The 21,141-nt window shown below is 40.4% G+C and carries 21 protein-coding genes; 12 read left to right on the forward strand and 9 right to left on the reverse strand.

Translation table 11 applies throughout. The features are described 5' to 3' along the window. Positions 1-22 precede the first annotated feature (22 nt). The 12 genes from murJ to CDOM15925_RS02890 all read left to right on the forward strand — a co-directional run bounded on the left by murJ (position 23) and on the right by CDOM15925_RS02890 (position 12,455). The gene (gene murJ / locus CDOM15925_RS02835; protein ID WP_169940880.1) at positions 23-1,423 is read left to right on the forward strand and encodes a murein biosynthesis integral membrane protein MurJ; all 1,401 of its coding nucleotides are present in this window, start codon (positions 23-25) and stop codon (positions 1,421-1,423) included. Beyond that, positions 1,410-2,795, forward strand: a complete 1,386-nt coding sequence (gene cysS, locus CDOM15925_RS02840) for a cysteine--tRNA ligase (RefSeq protein WP_169940882.1) — start codon at positions 1,410-1,412, stop codon at positions 2,793-2,795. Before murJ ends, cysS begins: the two co-directional genes overlap by 14 nt. Further along, positions 2,792-4,519 carry an ABC transporter ATP-binding protein gene (locus CDOM15925_RS02845; protein WP_502707275.1) on the forward strand — a complete coding sequence of 576 codons (1,728 nt, stop codon included), beginning with the start codon at positions 2,792-2,794 and terminating at the stop codon, positions 4,517-4,519. The genes cysS and CDOM15925_RS02845 overlap by 4 nt, the downstream gene beginning before the upstream one ends. A 41-nt stretch (positions 4,520-4,560) precedes the next feature. Then, complete coding sequence (locus CDOM15925_RS02850) at positions 4,561-5,628, forward strand: quinone-dependent dihydroorotate dehydrogenase (protein WP_169940884.1); 1,068 nt, start codon at positions 4,561-4,563, stop codon at positions 5,626-5,628. Positions 5,629-5,649: 21 nt separating this feature from the next. Next, positions 5,650-6,900, forward strand: coding sequence for a M16 family metallopeptidase (locus CDOM15925_RS02855; protein WP_169940886.1), 1,251 nt, complete (start codon positions 5,650-5,652; stop codon positions 6,898-6,900). A gap of 23 nt (positions 6,901-6,923) precedes the next feature. Beyond that, complete coding sequence (dapA, locus tag CDOM15925_RS02860) at positions 6,924-7,793, forward strand: 4-hydroxy-tetrahydrodipicolinate synthase (protein ID WP_211436657.1); 870 nt, start codon at positions 6,924-6,926, stop codon at positions 7,791-7,793. A 2-nt stretch (positions 7,794-7,795) separates the two neighbouring features. Next, positions 7,796-8,584: an enoyl-ACP reductase gene (locus tag CDOM15925_RS02865; protein ID WP_169940891.1), complete on the forward strand. Its 789-nt coding sequence runs from the start codon at positions 7,796-7,798 to the stop codon at positions 8,582-8,584. Continuing rightward, entirely contained in the window at positions 8,581-9,120 is a 540-nt protein-coding gene (gene pgsA / locus CDOM15925_RS02870) for a CDP-diacylglycerol--glycerol-3-phosphate 3-phosphatidyltransferase (RefSeq protein WP_169940893.1), read from the forward strand. The genes CDOM15925_RS02865 and pgsA overlap by 4 nt, the downstream gene beginning before the upstream one ends. A 68-nt stretch (positions 9,121-9,188) precedes the next feature. Further along, on the forward strand, positions 9,189-10,202 hold the full coding sequence (locus CDOM15925_RS02875) for an AI-2E family transporter (RefSeq protein ID WP_169940895.1): 1,014 nt from the start codon (positions 9,189-9,191) through the stop codon (positions 10,200-10,202). 3 nt (positions 10,203-10,205) lie between these two features. After that, on the forward strand, positions 10,206-11,318 hold the full coding sequence (gene rseP / locus CDOM15925_RS02880) for an RIP metalloprotease RseP (RefSeq protein ID WP_169940897.1): 1,113 nt from the start codon (positions 10,206-10,208) through the stop codon (positions 11,316-11,318). After that, complete coding sequence (locus tag CDOM15925_RS02885) at positions 11,315-11,965, forward strand: YggS family pyridoxal phosphate-dependent enzyme (protein ID WP_169940899.1); 651 nt, start codon at positions 11,315-11,317, stop codon at positions 11,963-11,965. The genes rseP and CDOM15925_RS02885 overlap by 4 nt, the downstream gene beginning before the upstream one ends. A 10-nt stretch (positions 11,966-11,975) precedes the next feature. After that, positions 11,976-12,455, forward strand: a complete 480-nt coding sequence (locus CDOM15925_RS02890; RefSeq protein WP_169940901.1) for a hypothetical protein — start codon at positions 11,976-11,978, stop codon at positions 12,453-12,455. Positions 12,456-12,500: 45 nt separating this feature from the next. Here CDOM15925_RS02890 and CDOM15925_RS02895 read toward each other — a convergent pair whose 3' ends face one another. The 9 genes from CDOM15925_RS02895 to CDOM15925_RS02935 all read right to left on the reverse strand — a co-directional run bounded on the left by CDOM15925_RS02895 (position 12,501) and on the right by CDOM15925_RS02935 (position 21,099). Further along, positions 12,501-12,992: a flavodoxin domain-containing protein gene (locus CDOM15925_RS02895; RefSeq protein ID WP_169940903.1), complete on the reverse strand. Its 492-nt coding sequence runs from the start codon at positions 12,990-12,992 to the stop codon at positions 12,501-12,503. Continuing rightward, positions 12,989-13,540: a 2-oxoglutarate:acceptor oxidoreductase subunit OorC gene (locus CDOM15925_RS02900; RefSeq protein ID WP_169940905.1), complete on the reverse strand. Its 552-nt coding sequence runs from the start codon at positions 13,538-13,540 to the stop codon at positions 12,989-12,991. The genes CDOM15925_RS02895 and CDOM15925_RS02900 overlap by 4 nt, the downstream gene beginning before the upstream one ends. Beyond that, positions 13,537-14,382, reverse strand: a complete 846-nt coding sequence (locus tag CDOM15925_RS02905) for a 2-oxoglutarate ferredoxin oxidoreductase subunit beta (protein WP_169940907.1) — start codon at positions 14,380-14,382, stop codon at positions 13,537-13,539. The genes CDOM15925_RS02900 and CDOM15925_RS02905 overlap by 4 nt, the downstream gene beginning before the upstream one ends. A 1-nt stretch (position 14,383) precedes the next feature. Then, the gene (locus CDOM15925_RS02910; protein ID WP_169940909.1) at positions 14,384-15,505 is read right to left on the reverse strand and encodes a 2-oxoglutarate synthase subunit alpha; all 1,122 of its coding nucleotides are present in this window, start codon (positions 15,503-15,505) and stop codon (positions 14,384-14,386) included. Between the two features lies 1 nt (position 15,506). After that, on the reverse strand, positions 15,507-15,812 hold the full coding sequence (locus tag CDOM15925_RS02915; protein ID WP_169940911.1) for a 4Fe-4S binding protein: 306 nt from the start codon (positions 15,810-15,812) through the stop codon (positions 15,507-15,509). Between the two features lie 126 nt (positions 15,813-15,938). After that, entirely contained in the window at positions 15,939-16,817 is an 879-nt protein-coding gene (gene sucD / locus CDOM15925_RS02920; protein WP_169940913.1) for a succinate--CoA ligase subunit alpha, read from the reverse strand. After that, positions 16,814-17,992: an ADP-forming succinate--CoA ligase subunit beta gene (sucC, locus tag CDOM15925_RS02925; RefSeq protein WP_169940915.1), complete on the reverse strand. Its 1,179-nt coding sequence runs from the start codon at positions 17,990-17,992 to the stop codon at positions 16,814-16,816. Before sucC ends, sucD begins: the two co-directional genes overlap by 4 nt. Positions 17,993-17,997: 5 nt before the next feature. After that, positions 17,998-18,888, reverse strand: coding sequence for a lactate/malate family dehydrogenase (locus CDOM15925_RS02930; RefSeq protein WP_169940917.1), 891 nt, complete (start codon positions 18,886-18,888; stop codon positions 17,998-18,000). Next, positions 18,889-21,099, reverse strand: coding sequence for an NADP-dependent isocitrate dehydrogenase (locus CDOM15925_RS02935; RefSeq protein ID WP_169940919.1), 2,211 nt, complete (start codon positions 21,097-21,099; stop codon positions 18,889-18,891). Positions 21,100-21,141 lie beyond the last annotated feature (42 nt).

Raw genomic sequence — 21,141 nt, forward strand, 5'->3', positions numbered from 1 at the left:
TTAAATTTATATATGGAAATTTATGTTTATAAAAGGTTTTTTTTCAAACAGCGTAGGCATACTTACTTCAAGGGTTCTTGGGCTTTTTAGAGATCTGCTTACGGCTTCGACTTTGGGTGCGGGAATTTATAGCGATATATTTTTTATAGCCTTTAAGATACCCAATCTGCTTCGCCGAGTATTTGGCGAAGGAGCGTTTTCGCAAGCTTTTTTGCCAAATTTTACGAAAGCGCAAAAAAAAGGAATTTTCGCGGCTGAAATTTTTTTCAAATTTCTATTTTTTATTGCGATTTTAACTCTACTTGTAAATATCTTCGCTCCTCAATTTACTAAAATAATCGCAACGGGACTTAGTGCGGAGGACATTGCTAACGCAGTGCCTTTAGTAAAGATAAATTTTTACTATCTGGCGCTTATTTATATAGTTACATTTTTAGCATCCTTGCTTCAGTATCGTCAGCACTTCGTTACCACGGCATTTTCGACAGCGCTTTTAAATTTAGCCATGATTGCTTCGCTTTTTTTATCACAAGGCAAAGAGCCCAAGATAGTGGCTTACTATCTTAGTTTTGGCGTGGTGGCGGGTGGAATTTTGCAAGTCATAGCCCATCTTATAGCGCTTTATATGACATCTATGTCAAGGCTGTTTTTTGGCGGAATTTTAAGATTTATAAAAGGCAAAAGAGCAAATTCCAAAGGATTTTTTACAAATTTTTATCACGGGCTTTTAGGCTCTTCGGCTATGCAGATAAGCTCGTTTATGGATACTTGGCTGGCTAGCTTTTTAGCCGCCGGAAGTATAAGCTATCTATTTTATGCAAACAGAATTTTTCAGCTTCCGCTTGCGATATTTGCCATCGCGCTTTCGACCGCACTTTTTCCAAAGATTACAAAGCAAATCAAGGCTAAAAACGAAGCAGAAGCTTTAAAATGGATGAATAAAAGCTTTGAGTTTTTGTTTTTCTTACTTGTTGCGGCTATGCTGGGCGGGATTATTTTGGCTCATCCTATCATAAAGCTGCTATTTGAAAGAGGAAGTTTTGACGCGACAAGCACTTATGAGACCGCTAGAGTTTTGCAAGCTTACATGATAGGACTTCTGCCTTTTGGTTTAAGTAAGCTCTTTTCGCTTTGGCTTTATGCAAAGCTTCAGCAAAAAATCGCTTCTAAAATCGCGATGATATGCTTAGGTGTAAATTTAATCATTGCAGTGATCTTGATGCGTCCTTATGGAGCTTTTGGGCTTGCACTTGCCAGCTCGCTTGGAGGCTTTGTGCTGCTTGCTTTAAACATCAAAGCTTTTGGTGCAAGGGAATTTTTAGCTATAATCAGCTTTAAAAGACTAAGCGTTATAGTCGTTGCTTTGAGCGTTTTTGCTCTGATTTTAATATTTTTAAGGAATTTTATAGATGCAAATTTTTGATAGCGTAAAAAAAGAAAAAGTTAAATTTGAGCCGATTAATGAAGGCGTAGTTAGAATTTACGTCTGCGGGCCTACGGTCTATGACGATTCGCATTTAGGACATGCCAAAAGCGCGATTAGCTTTGATCTGCTTAGGCGTGTTTTTATCGAGCTTGGATATGATGTCAGATTTGTAAAGAATTTTACCGATATAGACGACAAAATTTTAAAAAAGATGAGCGAAACGGGCGAGAGTTTAGAGGCTATAACGAGCCGTTATATAAAAAGCTATAAAGACGATATGAGAGCTCTTAACGTGCTTGAAGCCGATATTGAGCCAAAGGCTACGCAAACACTTGAAGAGATGATAGAGTATATAAGAAATTTGCTTATCGGAGGGTTTGCTTACGAGATTTCCGGTGACGGGATTTACTTTGATACCTCAAAAGATAGCGAGTATCTAAGCTTAAGCGGCAAGAGCGAAACAAATGAAAATATAGCCCGCGTGGAGAGTAACGAGCTTAAACGCAATGAAAAAGACTTCGTGCTTTGGAAATTTGACGAAGCATGGTATGAAAGTCCGTTTGGCAGAGGTCGTCCGGGGTGGCACACCGAGTGCGTGGCAATGATAAAAAAGCACCTTTCAAGCGGCAGCAAATATGAGATAGATATACACGCAGGAGGTATCGACCTGCTCTTTCCGCATCATGAAAACGAAGCGGCACAATGCAGATGTGGCGAGAGAAAAACACTTGCTAAATACTGGATGCATAACGGATTTATCAAAGTAAATGATGAAAAGATGAGCAAGAGCCTTGGAAACAGCTTTTTTGTAAAGTCGGCACTTAAAGAAAATTTAGGCGAAGCGCTTAGGTTTTATCTGCTTAGTTCGCACTATAGGGCGCATTTTAATTATTCCGATGAGGATTTAGTTGCGAGCAAAAAGCGACTTGATAAAATTTACCGCCTTAAAAAGCGCGTAGGCGAAGAGAATTTAAGCGAAGAGAATTTGGAGTTTAAATCCGAGCTTTTATACGCGCTTGAAGACGATCTAAACACTTCAAAAGCTCTTGCCGTGATAGATGAATTTGTAAAGGTTGCAAACGAAAAACTCGATCAAAATCCAAAAGATAAAGCTTACAAGGGCGAAATTCTAGCAAATTTAAGGCTGATAGCGCGAGTGTTTGGGATATTGCAAGTTGATGTTTATGAATATTTTCAATTTGGCGTAAGCGATGAGCAAAAAGCGCTTATAAACGAGCTTATAGCCCAAAGAAACGAGGCGAAAGCCGCTAAGGACTATGCAAAAGCGGACGCCATTAGAACCAAGCTTTCGGATATGCAAATAGCTATTATGGATACTCCTAACGGTACGATGTGGGAGAAATTATGAGCCTAAAGATGAATCTAAAAGATGTCTTAAGGCGTTTTAGCCCATACTTTAAGGACTATATACCGCAGTTTGCGCTGGCTATCCTTGGAATGCTGCTTGCAAGCGGCGGCACGGCAGCGTCTGCATGGGTAATCGAACCTGTGTTAAATAAAATTTTTATCGATAAAAATAAAGAGCTTTTATATCTGCTTCCTTACGCGATAGTCGTGATTTACTTCCTAAAAGGGCTTGGGACTTTTTTGCAAGCCTATTTTACAGCCTTCATCGGACAAGATGTAGTAAGGAGATTTCGCGAGAAGTTGCTTGCAAATTTGCTAAATTTGGATATGAAATTCTTTAACGACTTTCGAACTGGCGAGTTAATAAGCCGAAATATCAACGATATAGAGCGCATTAGAAGTATAGTTTCATCAATGATTCCTGAGATGATAAGAGAAAGCATAACGATACTTGGGCTTCTTTGCGTGGTGATATATCAAAGTGCCCAGCTTGCGTTTTTTGCTCTTATTGTTTTGCCTGTAGCGATATATCCGCTATCTTTGCTTGCTAAAAGGATGAAAAAGCTTTCAAAAGCGGCTCAAGAAAAGACATCCGACATTAGCTCGCGCCTTAGTGAAATTTTTACAAATATCGAGATAATCAAAGCAAACAACGCGCAAGATTATGAGCATACAAGATTTGTCGAAGAGAATAATAAATTTTTCAAACTGAATTTAAAAAGCGTAAAGATAGACGAATCGGTAAGCCCTATCATGGAAGTTATCGGCAGTATCGGGGTCGCAGCCGTTGTCATCATTGGCGGCAAGGAGGTTATCGACGGACAGATTACCATGGGAAGCTTCTTTTCGTTTTTAACCGCTCTTTTTATGCTCTATACGCCGGTAAAGCGAATTTCAAGGCTTTATAATAGAATTCAAGACGCAGTTGCGGCAGCCGAGAGGACATTTGAACTGCTTGATAAAAAGCCTATGATAACAAGCGGCACAAAGCAAATTCCAAGCGTGATAGAATCTATAAAATTTCAAGATGTCAGGCTAAAATACGATGATAAAGAGGTCTTAAAAGGCATAAATTTAAGCGCTTTAAAGTCTCAAATGATAGCGCTTGTCGGCTCAAGCGGTGGAGGCAAAAGCTCTATCGTAAATCTACTCATGCGATTTTACGACACTCAAAGCGGGCAAATTTTAATAAACGGTATCGATATACGCGAATTTGATCTAGCTTCGCTTAGAGATAACGTGGGACTTGTTAGCCAGCGCGTTTATATATTTAACGACACGATAGCTAAAAATGTAGCTTACGGGCGAGAATTTGACGAAGAGGCAGTAAAAGACGCGCTTAAAATGGCAAACGCTTATGAATTTGTTATTTCGCTTGAGGATGGCATCAACACCGTCTTAAACGAATTTGGCACCAATCTTTCAGGCGGACAACGCCAAAGAATAGCAATCGCAAGAGCGCTTTATAAAAACCCTCAAATTTTGATATTTGACGAGGCGACATCGGCTCTTGATAACGAAAGCGAGAGACAAATTTCAAATGCGATCGCAAATTTACAGCACGAAAAAATCATTTTTGTCATAGCTCACCGCTTAAGCACTGTTGAAAATGCCGATAAAATCGCCGTTGTAAGCGACGGAACGGTAGTTGGATTTGGTAGCGATAAAGAGCTTAGCGATAGCTGCGAGATATATCAAAAACTAAAAGGAAAATCGCTAATTTAAGTTCAAATTTGCTAAAATTCGCGAAAATTGAAGGATAAATTTTGGATTATAATACCCTAAAATCTATTTTTTTTAAATTTCAGCCGGAAACTGCACACAAGATCGCAGAGTTTGGGCTAACTTCGCTTTCATCGGTATTTCCTGGCTCTCTTAGCTTCCTTGCAAATAAGTGCGTGGTAAATGACGCAAGGCTTCAGCAAAATTTATTTAACATAGTTTTTAATAATCCGGTAGGAATCGCAGGCGGGTTTGACAAAAACGCAGTAATGATAAAGCCTTTAACCGCACTTGGGTTTGGGCATATCGAATTTGGCACCATTACTCCAAAAGCGCAAAAGGGAAACGACAAGCCAAGACTTTTTAGACTTGTGGAAGAAGAAAGCATCCAAAACGCGATGGGATTTAATAACGAAGGCGCAAAAAGCGTATCAAAAAGAGTAAAAAAACTATATCCTTTCGTTATCCCTCTTTTTGCAAATATCGGCAAAAACAAAGTTACTCCAAATGAAAAAGCCATAGATGACTATGAAAATTTAGTGCGGGAATTTAATGAAATTTGCGACGCTTTCGTGATAAACGTCTCTTCACCAAATACTCCAAATTTGCGTGCTTTACAAGAAGAAGATTTTATAAAAGAGCTGTTTTCTCGTATCCGTCCGCTTACTTCTAAGCCGATTATCTTTAAAATAGCTCCCGATATGAGTTATGAAAAAGCTGTAGAAATTTGCTCCTGTGCCGTTATTAACGGAGCGGATGCGCTTATAGTAAACAACACGAGCGTTGATTATTCGCTTTCAAATTCGCCTAATCTGCAAAATTTCGGAGGGCTCAGTGGCAAAGTTATAACCGAAAAATCGGCAATGCTTTTTAAGGCTGTTGCAGATGAGCTGTTTGGCAAGACCATACTCATAGCAAGCGGTGGCATAGATAGCGGTGCAGAGGCGTATAGACGCATAAAAATGGGTGCAAATTTGGTTCAAATTTATACGGCTTTTATATTTAAAGGACCTTTTGTTTGCCAAATGATAAACTCAGAAATTTTAAGACTGCTTGAAGCTGATGGATTTGCCCATATAAGCGAAGCTGTCGGAGTAGATGTAAGAAAATAAATAAAAAATTTAAGGTAAAAAATGCTTTTAAAATATTCAAAAACTAAGTTAAAAAACGGCTTTGAGATCTATCATATCCCCCTAAACAAAGGCTCGGGCGTGATAAGCGTGGATCTTTTTTATAAAGTTGGCTCCAGAAATGAAGTGATGGGCAAAAGCGGCATCGCGCATATGCTTGAGCATCTAAATTTCAAATCGACTAAAAACCTAAAAGCTGGCGAATTTGACGAGATAGTAAAGGGCTTTGGCGGTATGAATAACGCAAGCACCGGATTTGATTATACGCACTATTTTGTAAAATGCTCAAAGCAAAATTTAGATAAATCGCTTGAACTATATGCCGATATCATGTCAAATTTGAGCCTAAAAGACAAGGAATTTCAGCCTGAGCGCGACGTTGTTCTTGAAGAGCGCAGATGGAGAACTGACAACTCACCTATCGGGTTTTTGTATTTTACGCTTTTTAATAGCGCATTTATCTATCATCCATACCACTGGACGCCGATAGGGTTTATCGAGGATATTAAAAACTGGAGCATTGAGGATATAAGAGAATTTCATGCGACTTACTATCAACCTAAAAACGCGATACTTCTAATAAGCGGCGATATAGATAAAAAATCAGCCTTTGAGCTTGCTAAAAAGCACTTTGAGGGCATTAAAAACTCACGCGAGATACCAAAACTGCATTGCATAGAGCCCGAGCAAAACGGTGCAAGAAGGGTTGAAATTTATAAAGATAGCGAGGTCGAAATGCTTGCTATGGCGTTTAAAGTGCCTTCTTTTACTCACGAGGATCAAGTCGGTCTAAATGCTCTAAGCGAGTATCTAAGTAGCGGAAAAAGCTCGCTTTTGCATAGAATTTTAGTCGATGAAAAATGCCTTGCAAATCAAATTTACGCTTACAATATGGACAATATCGACGAGAGCTTGTTTATCATCATGGCCGTTTGCAATCCTGACGTCAAAGCCGAAGTCTTAGAGCAGGAGATAAAGGCTATTTTAGAGGGCGTTAAGACGGGTAAAGTTGATAAAGACGAGATAACTAAGATAAAAAATAGCATAAAGTCTGATTTTGTATATTCGTTTGATAGCGCTTCAAGAGTGGCGAATTTATACGGAAGCTTCCTAGCTCGCGGAGACATCAAGCCTCTTTTTGAACTTGAGAGCAAGATAGAAAATTTAAAAGCTAAAGATATAAATGAAATTTGCAAAAGATATTTCACCGAAAAGACCTCCACAACGGTAATCTTAAGAAAGGATACAAAGTGAATAAAAGAGTCATACAAGGCGCTATGACGGCGCTTATCACGCCTTTTAAAAACGGTAAATTAGACGAGCAGGCTTACGAAAAGCTCATAAAACGCCAGATAAAAAACGGCATAGACGCCGTAGTGCCTGTAGGAACGACCGGAGAGAGCGCTACGCTAACTCATGATGAACATAGAATTTGTATCGAGATAGCCGTTAGCGCTTGTAAGGATACGGGGGTAAAGGTTCTTGCTGGCGCCGGCAGTAACGCGACCCACGAAGCTGTCGGGCTTGCGCAATTTGCTCAATCGCACGGAGCCGACGGTATCCTTTCGGTCGCGCCATACTACAACAAGCCTACTCAAGAGGGGCTTTATCAGCACTACAAAACCATAGCAAGCAGCGTTGAAATTCCCGTGCTTTTATATAACGTACCGGGTCGCGTTGGAGTTGATATCCTGCCTTGCACTATTTTTAGGCTGTTTAAGGATTGCGAAAATATATTTGGCGTAAAAGAGGCTAGCGGAAGTATCGATAGGTGCGTGGATCTGCTTGCCCACGAGCCAAATTTGGTCGTCATAAGCGGTGAAGATGCGATAAACTACCCTATCCTTTCAAACGGCGGTAAAGGTGTCATATCTGTAACTTCAAATTTGCTTCCGGATAAAATTTCAGAGCTTACGCACTTAGCGCTTGATGAGGAGTATATCAAGGCAAAAGCGATAAACGATAAGCTTTACAATATCAATAAAATGCTATTTTGCGAGAGCAATCCGATCCCTATAAAAGCGGCTATGTATATCGCGGGACTTCTTGAAACGCTTGAGTATCGACTGCCGCTTTGTGCGCCAAGTAGTGAAAATTTAAAAAACATAGAAGAGACTATGAAACAATACGAGATAAAAGGATTTTGATAGTGGATAAATTTGCAGATGAATTTAGAGGAAAAACGCTAGTTATAAGCGGAGGCACAAGAGGTATAGGACGAGCAATCGTAGAGGAATTTGCCAAAATCGGAGCAAATATAGCTTTTACTTACAACTCAAACGAAGAGCTTGCAAACACGCAAGCTAAGGAGCTTGAAGAAAATTTCGGCATAAAAGCAAAAGCTTACGGACTAAACATACTTGAACCTGAAACTTATAAAGATCTCTTTGAGCAGATTGATAATGACTTTGATCGTGTTGATTTTTTTATATCAAACGCTATCATTTCAGGGCGCGCGGTTGCGGGCGGATACACGAAATTTATGAAGCTTCGCCCAAGAGGGATAAATAATATCTTCACGGCCACCGTAAATGCCTTCGTAGTAGGCGCTCAAGAGGCTGCAAAAAGGATGGAAAAAACTGGCGGCGGAAGCATAATATCTCTTAGCTCAACGGGAAATTTGGTCTATATCGAAAACTATGCGGGGCACGGAGCTTCAAAAGCGGCCGTTGAAGCTATGGCAAGATATGCCGCAACCGAGCTTGGAGAAAAAAACATCCGAGTAAATGTGGTAAGCGGAGGACCTATCGAAACGGACGCGCTAAGAGCTTTTACCAACTACGAAGAAGTGCGCGATATGACGGCTAAGCTTAGCCCGCTAAATCGCATGGGACAGCCGACAGACCTGGCCGGAGCATGCTTATTTCTTTGCTCAAGCAAGGCTAGTTGGATAACTGGACATACATTTATAATAGACGGCGGAACGACATTTAAATGAGCTTAAATTTACCGAATTTACTTGCGTTTTTACGCATTTTACTAGCGCCTGCGATGTTTTATATCCTCGTAAATGCAAACACGCATTTTGAAGATGTGCATATCAGCTGGATAAATTATTTTGCGGGACTTATTTTTGTTATCGCTAGTGTAACCGATTTTTTTGACGGCTATATCGCAAGAGCGTGGGATCAAAAGACCAAGCTTGGCGCTATAATTGATCCCTTGGCTGATAAGATGCTGACTTTAGCTGCATTTTTGGGGCTTATGATGATGGATAGAGCAAGTCCTTGGGCGATATACCTCATCTTGATTCGTGAATTTTTCATAACCGGCTTTCGTGTGGTTATAGCGGCCGAAGGGCTAAATTTGGCAGCTTCAATGGCGGGAAAAGTAAAAACAGTATTTCAAATGATAGCCATAGGATTTTTGATAATGCAGTGGCCGTTTGCAAATTTACTACTCTGGATAGCGGTTGGATTAACGCTATATTCGGGATTTGAGTATATTTTTGCTTATATTAAATCGGATAAGTAAATTTGGTTTTATCACCCGAACCTATTTAAAATTTTAAATTATAATTTCCTAAATTTTAAAGGAATTTTTTGAAAAGCAATGTATTTATAGTATATTTGGCAAGCTTTGTTGTGGTTGCTGCAGGCCTTAAGGCTGCAGGCACGATAGTTTTGCCGTTTTTGATAGCTGTTTTTATAGCTATCGTTATCTCTCCTGCGATCAATCAGCTTCAGAAGCTAAAGCTACCAAGAATAGTCGCGTTTATCTTGGTTGTGGGGGTTATTTTTGTATCTTTGGGCTTTGTTACAAATACCGTTATAAGTACCATAAATGGGCTTTTAGGACATCTTCCGGAGCTTCAAGCTAAATTTAAGATTTTCAACGATCAGGTGATAAGCATTTTGGCTAAATACGGGATTGAAGATGTTCAAAAGATCATCCCAAGCGATTATGACCCGAATAAAATTTTCGCAAACCTCGGCACGCTTTTAAGAAGCAGCACGGAGCTTGCTTCAAAGAGTTTTTTTATATTTTTGCTGGTTACGTTCATGCTTTTTGAAACGCACATATTTAGGCAAAAGGTTGATTATTTTGCCAGTAAAAACCCGCAAGCCGAGATGATCGTAGATACCTTTATCTCAAATTTAAAGCGCTATCTTGAGATAAAGACCATAGCTTCTTTCGCGACGGGAGTTTTTATATTTGCAGGGCTTGAGATGCTTGGCGTACCTTACGCTCCGCTTTGGGGGATTGTCGCTTTTGTTTTAAACTTTATCCCGACTATCGGCTCTATCATAGCGGCTTTTCCTGCGATACTTGTTTCGCTTCTTATAAACGATATTAGCACGACGTTTTGGACCGTGATACTATATCTTGTCGTGAATTTAGCTATCGGAAATTTTATTGAGCCGAGATTTCTTGGCAAAGGGCTTGGCATAAGCACTCTTGTTGTGCTGCTTAGCCTTCTTTTTTGGGGATTTTTATTCGGTATCGGCGGTATGTTTTTGGCAGTTCCGCTTACTATGAGCCTTAAATTGGCTCTTGATGCCAACCCTAACACGAAATTTATCGCTGTTTTACTTAGCGATAAGATTGAAAGGTAGAATTTGAAAAGCATAATATTTGTTATTTTACTCTTAATTGCAGGCGTTTATGCCTACTCTTGGTATTTTTTTATAACGGTTTTTGCCATCTCGTTTTTGGTATTTTTTCATGAGCTTGGGCACTTTACGGCTGCTAGGATACTTAAGGTCGGCGTTCTTAAATTCAGCGTCGGATTTGGCGAGAGCCTATACTCAAAGAAGATCGGACAGACCGAATACGCCATATCAGCCATCCCGCTTGGAGGCTATGTAAGTCTAAAGGGGCAAGACGACTCAAACCCTGCGGCAAAAAGTATGGATGATGACAGCTACAATAAACTCACTCCTCTTGGGCGTATCTTTATCCTCTTTGCAGGACCGTTTTTTAACTTCGCTTTGGCGTTTTTGCTTTTTATCGCACTTGGATATATCGGCGTAGATAGACTTGCTCCCGTTGTGGGAAGCGTTATGCCTGATTCGGCAGCTTTACAAGCAGGCATTATGAAAAACGATAAAATTTTAAGCATCGATGGAGTTACTATCCGCGAGTGGGACCAGATAACTAAGCAAATTTTACCAAAGCCTACAACGATAGAGATAGAGCGGGAAAGCAAAATTTTAACCATAAATTTAACTCCAAAGATAGGCGATAGCCTAAATCTATTTCGAGAGAAAATCCAAAAACCGCTCATCGGCATATCTCCAAGCGGAGAGATAATAAATTTAAAAAACACAGGTCTTGACTCGATCAAATTTGCATACAAAGAGACGCTTGAGGCTTCAAAGCTCATATTTGTAGGTATAGGCAAACTGATCGAAGGTGTCGTGCCGATGAAGGATATGGGTGGGATAATCCAAATAGCCGATATCACATCAAAAGCAGCTAAAATCGGTATCTCAACACTGCTCATCATCACGGCTTTGATATCGGTAAATTTAGGTGTGCTAAACCTGCTGCCCATCCCTGCACTTGACGGCGGACATATACTTTTTAACCTTTATGAGCTGATTTTTCGCCGCGAGATGAATGAAAAAGTCTATATCGGACTTACTTACTGCGGCTGGGCTTTGCTGCTAACGCTTATGATATTTGCAACGTTTAATGATATTTTAAGATTAAGCGGTAGCGGACAATGAACAACTTAGAAGAAATTTTAAAACGTATTGATAGCGCCGGTCTAAATGAAGTCGTAAATCTAGTTGCCGTTAGTAAAAACGTAACTACAAAAGAGGTTTTAGAGCTTTTTAATGAGGGGCAAGTTGATTTTGGCGAAAATAGAGTTCAAGAACTTAAAAACAAACAGCAAATTTTAGCTGAAATTTTGCCACAAAATCCTATAAAATGGCACTTTATCGGTCGCCTTCAAAGCAACAAGATAAATCAACTCATATCTTTGCGCCCTACTCTTTGGCAAAGTTGCGAAAGTCTTAAGACTGCACTTGAAGTAGATAAAAGGCTAGACTTTGAGCTTGAGTGTCTGCTTCAGATAAACTCAGCCGAGGAGGAGAGTAAACAGGGTGTGGAAACCAAAATGGCGGTGGAGACGTTTTTATCTATCAAAGAGAGCTGTAAATTCTTGCGTCCCGTGGGTGTGATGAGTATCGGCGCGCACGTAGATGATATAAAGACTATCCAAAAAAGCTTTGAAACTACGCGCAAAATTTATGAAGAGCTTAAGCAGTATGGAGCTAAAATTTGCTCTATGGGGATGAGTAGCGACTTTGAACTAGCTATAAAATGCGGCTCAAATATGGTGAGATTGGGATCTGTTTTGTATAAATAAGGACAGAAGCATGAAAAATGAAGATGAATTAAAAATCAAGATCAAATCAGATAAAAAAGCTTTTTTAACGGGATTAGATACTACTATTCTTGTAATAGCAGTTGCTTTAACATTTTTATTTGGAGAAGGATTTCCTATAATATATTTGATGATCATAAATTTAGTAATATGCTTTATATATGCCAATATTTCGATATTTAAGAAACTCCACCACTCTATACTCTTTACAGTGCTTATTATATTGCATCTTTTACTATTATTTAATGTTCAAGGTTGGAATGAAGGAAGTATGTCGGGGAGCTATTACTATATAGAATTATTAAAGCCGGCCAGTGATTTACTTTATGGTTTATTGCTTGTATCTGCTTTTACGTTTTGTCTTCCTTTGATTTTTTATATACTGTTTTTAAATTCTCTAGCTAAACTTACGCACTATCTATCAAATCCGGATAAATTTAAACCAAAAGAAGAGCTCAATAAAAAGCAATAAATTTCCGCTTGGCAAGTGATGACACAAACCAAGCGGATTTGAAAGTTAAATTTGAGCTTTTATCTCGCTTGCCCATTTATCTATACGTTTTTCGTATTCTTTGTCGCCCTTCGTATCAAGTACTAGTCCGATAAATTTACCGTTTATAAATGCAGATGAGTAATCAAATTTATATCCGCCCCTATCTCTTGTGCCAAGCAATGTGGACCCCTTTACAAAAGGCAAAAACTCAACTATCCCACCGCAGAAATTATCGCCGTGGCGCTCTTGATTGCCAACTCCTATTAAGGCTACCTTTTTGCCTTTTAAATTTGTCTCTTTTAGCAAATTTAGCTTTGCTTTCCAGTCATCGTGAAGCTCGCCAAATCCATAACTTGAGCTAGCCAGTATCAAAAGATCAAAGCCTTCAAATTCGCTTGATTGCACTACATCTTTAACCGCTTTTATTACTTTAACTTCGTCACCCAACTTAGCTGCCGCATATTCGCACGCTTTTTGCGTGTCGCCCTTGCCTGTTGCGTAAAATATTCCTATCATTTTCGTATCTCCTTTGCGTATTTTATACCTAACTCATAAGCTTTTGCGTTTGCCTCATGCACCTTTTGCGGCACCTTTGAGAGCATAACTTCGCGCACTAAATTTGCATCCATACACCCGCTCATCTCAACCGCCACACCAAGCGCAACGACGCTTTGGGTTATGACGTTTCCAACTTCGTCTTTTGCGATAGTGATGATGGGAATTTCATAAATTTGCCACCTCTTTCTATCCTCATCGCTTGCGTGAACCAAATTTGGCTCTATGACGATGATACCGCCGTTTTTAACACCATCTTTAAATAGCTCAAAGCTTACCTGAGCCGTCGCAAGCATAAATTCTATCTCGCCTTCGTTTGCATAAGGATATAAAATTTCATCCTCGCTAAGCAAGATATCAACCTTCGTCGGCCCTCCTCTAACCTGCGATGTGTAAGTAGAAGCCTTAACCCCGTATCCGCCCTCTTCTATCTTGGCTGCGGCTAGAATTTCTCCGGCAAGTATAACACCTTGACCGCCCACACCTACAAATCTAAGCTGTCTTTTCATATCATCGCTCCAAAGTCGATTTTCTCTCTACTCTTAGCGGCTTTTATCACCTGATCGTAGGCTTTGGTGTATTCGGTTTTGGTTGTGTCGTGATGCAAAATTCCAAGCGGAAATTTGCCCCTTTGCTCATCTTCGCTAAGAGCATCAAATTTGGTTTTGCTTACGCAAAGCGACTCAATCCAGTCAAGTGTTTGAACGGCTTGAGCCATCTTGTTTTTTCTGCCTAAATTTATATGACAGTTTGAAAACACGTCAAAGAAGCTATATCCGTCATGAGCAAAGCCGTCTGCTAAAATTTTCTCGAGCTTCGTAGCTTCTATGACGTTTTGTCTAGCTACAAATGTCGCTCCAGCGGCGATTGCAAGCTTACAGGCATCAAAGCTTGGATCGATGTTTCCATGCTGAGCCGTCACCGTCCACATTCCGCGAGGAGTAGTGGGGCTGGTTTGGGAGTTTGTAAGCCCGTAGATGAAGTTGTTTATAAGGATATGGTTTAAATTGATATTGCGCCTACAGCCGTGTATGGTGTGGTTGCCGCCTATAGCAAGCCCGTCTCCGTCGCCTGTCACCACTATAACATGTTTGTCAGGATTTGCCAGCTTTATGCCTGTCGCGTAGGCTATCGCGCGTCCATGCGTCGTATGAACGGTGTTACAGTTCATATATGAGCTAAATCGTCCGGAGCAGCCGATACCTGAAACCACGCAAACATCATCCATATCCCAGCCAAGCTTATCTATAGCGCGAATGACCGCCTTAAGTATCACGCCGTCACCGCATCCCCAGCACCAAAGGGTCGGCATCTTGTCTATTCTTAGATATTTATCGTAGTTAAATGCCATCTTAAAACTCCCCTATCTTGGCGATGATCTCTTGCGGGCTGATCGGTCGTCCGTTTGCCTTGTGAAGTGTTTTAAAGCTCTCTTTGAGCGTTGCCTTTTGAATTTCACCGGTGTATTGACCTAAATTTAGCTCACAGATTAAAATTTTCTCAAATTTTACACTGATATCTTTTAGCTTTTCTTTTGCTGCTGGAAATAGCGTAATAGGCTTAAACAGCCCTACTTTCAAGCCCTCTTTGCGTAAAATTTCAACCGCTTCTTTAGCGGCTCTTGCCACGCTTCCGTAAGCTATGATGCAAATTTCGGCGTCATCTAGTCTATACTCCTCAAAAGAGTCTATCTCGTCGGTGTGAGCATTTATCTTGTTAAACAGCCTGTTTATGTTGTATTCTACTATCTTGCCGTCTTCTGTTGGAAAGCCGGTTTCGCCGTGATGAAGCCCCGTGATATGATATCTGTAACCTTTAAAAAATTTATTCAAAGTCGCGGGCTCATCGCTTGCGGCTTTGTAAGGCTTATACTCGCTTGCCTCGCCTTCAAACTGCTTTCTATTATAAATTTCAAGCTCGCTAAGTTCAGGCAAAATCGCCTTAGCGTGCATGTGTCCTATCGTCTCATCAAGCAGTAAAAACACAGGCGTCATGAAACGCTCGGCTAGATTAAAGGCTCGAATAGTCTCAGTGTAGCACTCCTCTAAGCTTGCAGGAGCGATAACTATGCTGTTTATATCGCCGTGGCTCGGGTTTTTTGCCTGCAAGATATCGCCTTGTGATACACGTGTAGGAAGTCCCGTACTTGGTCCTCCGCGCATTACGTTTACTATCACGAGCGGAATTTCGGCGATAAATCCAAGCCCTATCTGTTCGGCCTTAAGCGAGATCCCGGGTCCCGAGCTTGCCGTCATAGCCTTAGCTCCGCTCATAGCGGCTCCAAGTGCTACTGAAATTCCCGCTATCTCATCTTCCATTTGTATAAATTTTCCACCGTTTTTTGGCAAAAGAACGCTTAGCTCGTGAGCTATCTCGCTTGAAGGAGTTATCGGATAGCCGCCAAAAAAGTTACATCCCGCATCTATCGCAGCTAGGGCAACGAGCTCATTTCCGCTTGATATGATCTCTCTCATATTAGGCTCCTAGCTTTTCATATCGGTTGGCTTTTACGGCTTGGGCCCTAGTCTTACTCTCTGCGCTAAGTTTAGCAAATTTAAAGCCCTTATCGGCTACATAAATCGCAAAATCAGGACAGTGTAGCTCACAATCCCTACAGCCTATACAGGCCTCTTCGTGCACTACCTCTATCATCTTGCCAAGCACGGCGCTTGGCTCCAGCCTCATGCCAAGCACACCTGCAGGACAATAACTAACACATATATCACAGGCTTTACAGCGAGTCGTATCAACCCAAACTGCGACACCCTCTTTTATCAACATCTGTTTTCCTTGCTTAAAATTTCCAAATTCAGCAATTTTATATAATCTTGCTTAAATTTAAGATTTCAAAAAATAGATAAAATTTATTTTAGTTTTTATTTAAGTAGCGAATATATCCGCTGCGCTTTAAATTTTTATTATCTCTTTAAATTTCGCCCCTATATCAGTAGGAGTATCCACGACAAGAACGCCTGCTTCTCTAAGTGCTTTCATCTTATACTCCGCACTTCCTTCTATGCCGTTTATAATAGCTCCCGCATGACCCATTTTACGCCCTTTTGGAGCGGAATTTCCTGCGATAAAGGCAACTATCGGCTTTGAAATTTTCTCTTTTATCATCTTGCATGCTTTCACTTCAAGATCTCCGCCGATTTCTCCTATTAAAAGTATCGCTTTAGTATCATCATCATTTTCAAAAAGCTCTAAAAGCTCCTCGTAAGCCATGCCTATAACGGCGTCTCCGCCTATGCCTACTGCTGTTGAAATTCCAAACCCCGCTTTGATGATCTCGTTTGCGCCTTCGTAGGTTAAGGTGCCTGATTTGGATATGATGCCGATGTTTGTTTGAGCTCGCTTAAAGACAGAGCTTGGCATGATACCCAGTTTACACTTGTTTGAGCTTATGATACCAGGGCAGTTTGGTCCTATGATACGCATTCCTTTTTTGATCGCGTAGGCTTTAGCGTGAAGCATATCAAGCACAGGAACATGCTCGGTGATAACTACGGCTAGTTTTATACCGGCGTCCGCAGCTTCGATGATAGCGTCTTTTGCAAAGGCGCTTGGCACAAAGACTAAGCTAGTATCGGCTTTTGTCGCATTTACGGCTTGCTCTACCGTGTCAAAAACGGGCAAATTTAGATGAGTTTGCCCTCCTTTAAAAGGAGTTACTCCGCCTAAAATTTGCGTGCCGTATTCTAAGCAGCTTTGAGAGTGAAATGTCCCTTCCTTACCTGTAAAGCCCTGCACGATAACTTTCGTGTTTTTATCTATTAATATGCTCATATTAAATCTTTTTCATTTGCGAATTTAACGGCTAATTTTGCGCCATCAAGCAAATTTTCAACTACATGCAAATTCTTTAACTCCGCACTTTTTAGCATATCCATAGCCTCGCTCGAATTTGTCCCTTGAAGTCTGATTACGATAGGGGTTTTTAGCTCAAATTCTTTAGCCGCTTCTAAAATTCCGCCGGCAATCCTATCGCACCTTACGATACCGCCAAAGATATTTACGAATATCGATTTTACATTTTTATCGCGAAGTATTATCTCAAAGGCTTTTGCCACGCTTGCAGGGTTTGCCGAACCGCCTACGTCTAAGAAATTTGCGCTCTTTCCGCCTGCGTTTTGGACGATGTCCATAGTAGCCATAGCAAGCCCGGCACCATTTACTATGCAGCCTACATTGCCTTCTAACTTGACGTAGTTAAGCCTGCTTTTTTTGGCTTCAAGCTCACTTGGCTCCTCTTCATCGTCATCTTTAAGGGCTAAAATTTCGCTATGCCTAAAAACGGCGCTGTCATCAAAGCTCATCTTCGCATCAAGCGCGTAAAATTCATCCTTAGAAGTTAAAACCAAAGGATTTATCTCTATCAAATTCGCATCTTTGCTTATATAAATTTGATAAAGCTTTTTTAAAATTTCGCTAAATTTTAGGCTTAACTCCTTGCTAAATCCAAAAAATCCTATCAAATTTAAGATATGAAAGTCGCGCAGTCCGATCTGCGGATCTACATTTACTTTTTTGATTAGCTCGGGATGATCCTTGGCGGTCTCTTCTATACTCATTCCGCCCTCTTTTGAGGCGATTATGCTTATGTTTTCCTCTTTTCTGTCAAAGGCGAGGCTTAGATAAATTTCTTTGCTTATATCAAGCGCTTCCTCAATATAAATTTTTCTAACGACCTTACCATCTTTTGAGGTTTGGGGAGTTATGAGGCTCATGCCAAGCATATCTTTTGCGATACTTTCAACTTCGCTTAGGCTTTTAGCTATCTTTACGCCACCGCCAAGACCCCGACCGCCAGCATGAATCTGAGCTTTAATGACGAATTTGTCTCCCTTTAGCTTTTTTACGGCTTGCAATGCCTCATCGCTTGAGTAAGCGAGCTTGCCGCCCGCTACGTTTATGCCAAATTCCTTTAAAATAGCTTTTGCTTGATATTCGTGAATGTTCATTTTACTTAGAAAAATTTACTTTGGATAAGAAATTCTATATTTTTCTTAATATCATCTTGGCTTTTTTGCACAGCCTCTTTTTCGTTTTGGCTAAGCTCTTTTATCTCTTTGATTCCGTCTTTGCCAAGCCTTACTCGTCTGCCGCAAGTTAAATTTTCATCCAAGACCACACAGCAGCTTAGCCACTCATCGCGCTCTTTAACTATCGCCTCACACATCTTGGCTACCGCAGCTCCCGGTGCATAATACGCCGATGTGCCAAGCAGTTTTACTATCTTAGCCCCGCCTGTTTTTGCTTCATGAGCCACTTCGTTAAAGCTTGCTTCGTCTAAATTTACGCTGACATTTTCTTTTAAAACTAGCATGTCGTCGTTGTGAGAGCCGATGATATGGGCATTAAACTCTGAATTTTTAAGTCCTGTTTTTTGACTTATCTCGAATTTAAGCCTTGCCGAGTCAAGTTCGCCCGCCATACCGATAATGCGCTTTTTATCAAAGCCGCTTACTTTATAAACAACGAAATTTAGCACGTCAAGCGGGTTTGTTACCGTTATAATTATCGCATTTGACGCAAATTTTACGATATTTTCAACGCTACTTTTTACGATGCCTGCGTTTTTAAGAAGCAGATCTTCTCTAGTCTGACCCTCTTTTCTAGGGCTTCCTGCGGTGATTACTACTATATCGCTATCTTTTAAAAGCGAAAAATCATCTCCGCCCTCAACCTTCACATCGATACCAAAAACAGCAGCACTTTGAGCAAGATCTATAGCCTTAGCCGCCGCAACGTTACCAAATATATCAACAAGTGCGATTTCGTCCGCAACTTCTCTTAAAACCAATGCGCTAGCTACGCTTGCACCGACATTTCCCGCTCCGATAACTGAAATTTTCATTTAAACCTCTCTTATGATTTGATTTAGTGTATTACTTGGTCTCATGGCGATTTGCGCCAGTTTATCATCAAATTTATAATACCCGCCGATATCCATCTTAGCGCCTTGCACTTCTAAAAGCTCTTTGTTTATAACACTTTCGTTTTCTTTTAGCGCATTGGCCAAATTTTGAAATTTACCAGCGAGTTTGCCGCCGTTTTGCGCAAGCTCATCCGCCCAGTAAAGCGCAAGATAAAAATGGCTCGTGCGATTATCGGGCTCTCCCGCCTTTTTAAGCGGAGCGCGATTTTCTTTAAGCCATTTTGCAACGGCTTGATTTAAAGTAAGCGATAAAATTCTTGCGTTTTCATTGTTTTTTGTATTTGCCAGATGCTCTAAGCTTGCAATTAGCGCTAAAAATTCGCCTAAACTATCCCATCTTAGGTGATTTTCCTCAAAAAACTGCTCGGCTATCTTTGGAGCAGACCCGCCCGCTCCCGTCTCAAACACGCCTCCGCCTTTTAAAAGCGGCACCACGGAGAGCATCTTAGCGCTTGTTCCAAGCTCAAGTATAGGGAAAAGATCGGTTAGATAATCTCTTAGCACATTGCCTGTTACGCTTATGCAGTCTTTGCCTTGGCGGATTATATCAAGCGTCTTTTTGCAAGCCATTTCCGGACTTAAAATTTCTATATCAAGCTCTTTTAAGTCGGTTGAGTTTAAAATTTCTCTTACTTTTTTAAGAATTTCTTTATCATGGGCACGATTTTCATCAAGCCAAAAAATAGTTTTGGAATTTGTGATTTTGGCCCTATTTAAAGCAAGCTCAACCCAATTTTTTATCGCGTCATCTTTTGTCTGCGTCATGCGAAATATATCGCCGTTTTGAACTTCAAATTTAAATATAACTTCACCGCTTAAGCTTAAAACCTCTATAACTCCATCTTGGCTCATTACAAAAGTCTTATCGTGGCTTCCGTACTCCTCGGCTTTCTTTGCCATAAGACCAACGTTTGCCACACTTCCTATCTTGCTTGGATCAAGCGCGCCGTTATTCTTAAAATCCTCAATCACGCTCTCATAAACTCTTGCATAAGTTTGATCGGGTATCACCGCTTTAGCCTCTTTTAGCAAGCCGTCTTTATCCCACATCTTGCCTGCGTTTCTTATCATCACGGGCATTGAAGCGTCAATTATCACGTCACTTGGCACATGCAAATTCGTAATGCCAAGATCTGAATTTACCATAGCTAAACTAGGCTGCTTGGCATAAATTTCATCAAATTTAGCCAAAATTTTCTCTTGCGCTTCTTTATCAAGAGTAGCGATCTTTTCAAAAAGCTCTTTTAATCCGTTGTTTTGATTTATCTTAAGAGCTTTAAACTCGTCTTTAAATTCCTCAAACGCTTCATCAAAAAACTCGCGCACAAAATGACCAAATATCACAGGATCACTTACCTTCATCATGGTAGCTTTTAGATGCACCGAAAACAAAAGCTCTTTTGAGCTCGCATCTAAAATTTGCTCTTTGATAAATTCTTTAAGAGCGTTTACACTCATAAAAGTAGCGTCTATAACTTCATCTTTTTGGATTTTAAGATCATGTTTAAGCACTCTTTTTTCGCCGTTTTTATTTGTAAATTCAATCCTTAAAACGTCATCTTTTTTGCTAGTGTATGATTTTTCGTTCGAATAAAAATCCCCCTTGCTCATATAGCTTACTTCGCTTTTATTATCCTTACTCCAAGCTCCCATTTTATGCGGATTTGCTTTGGCGTATTCTTTTACTGCGGGGATTGATCTTCTGTCCGAATTTCCTTGACGCAAAACGGGATTAACCGCGCTTCCTAGCACTTTTTGATATCTTTGCTTAGCTATCTTTTCTTCATCGTTTTTAGGCTCCTCTACATAAAGAGGGATATCGTATCCTTTGGCTCTAAGTTCGTTTATAGCGGCATTTAGTTGCGGGATACTTGCGGAAATATTTGGAAGTTTTATGATGTTGGCAAATTTATCATCAGTCATCTTGCTTAAAATTTCAAGATAATCCTCGCTTCTTTGCTCAGGCTTTAACCTATCGCTAAAAGCTGCGATTATACGTCCTGCAAGCGATATATCAACGCTTTTTATACTGATGTCTGCTTTGTTTAAAAAATTTTCTAAAATCGCAAGCAAAGAGTAGCTAGCAAGCGCAGGCGCTTCATCGGTCTTGGTCCAAATAATATCGCTCATATTTAGCCTTTATAAATTTTGGATTATATTAGCAAATTTAAC

This window comes from Campylobacter sp. RM15925 (genome assembly GCF_012978775.1).
GTDB classification, from domain to species: Bacteria; Campylobacterota; Campylobacteria; order Campylobacterales; family Campylobacteraceae; genus Campylobacter_A; species Campylobacter_A canis.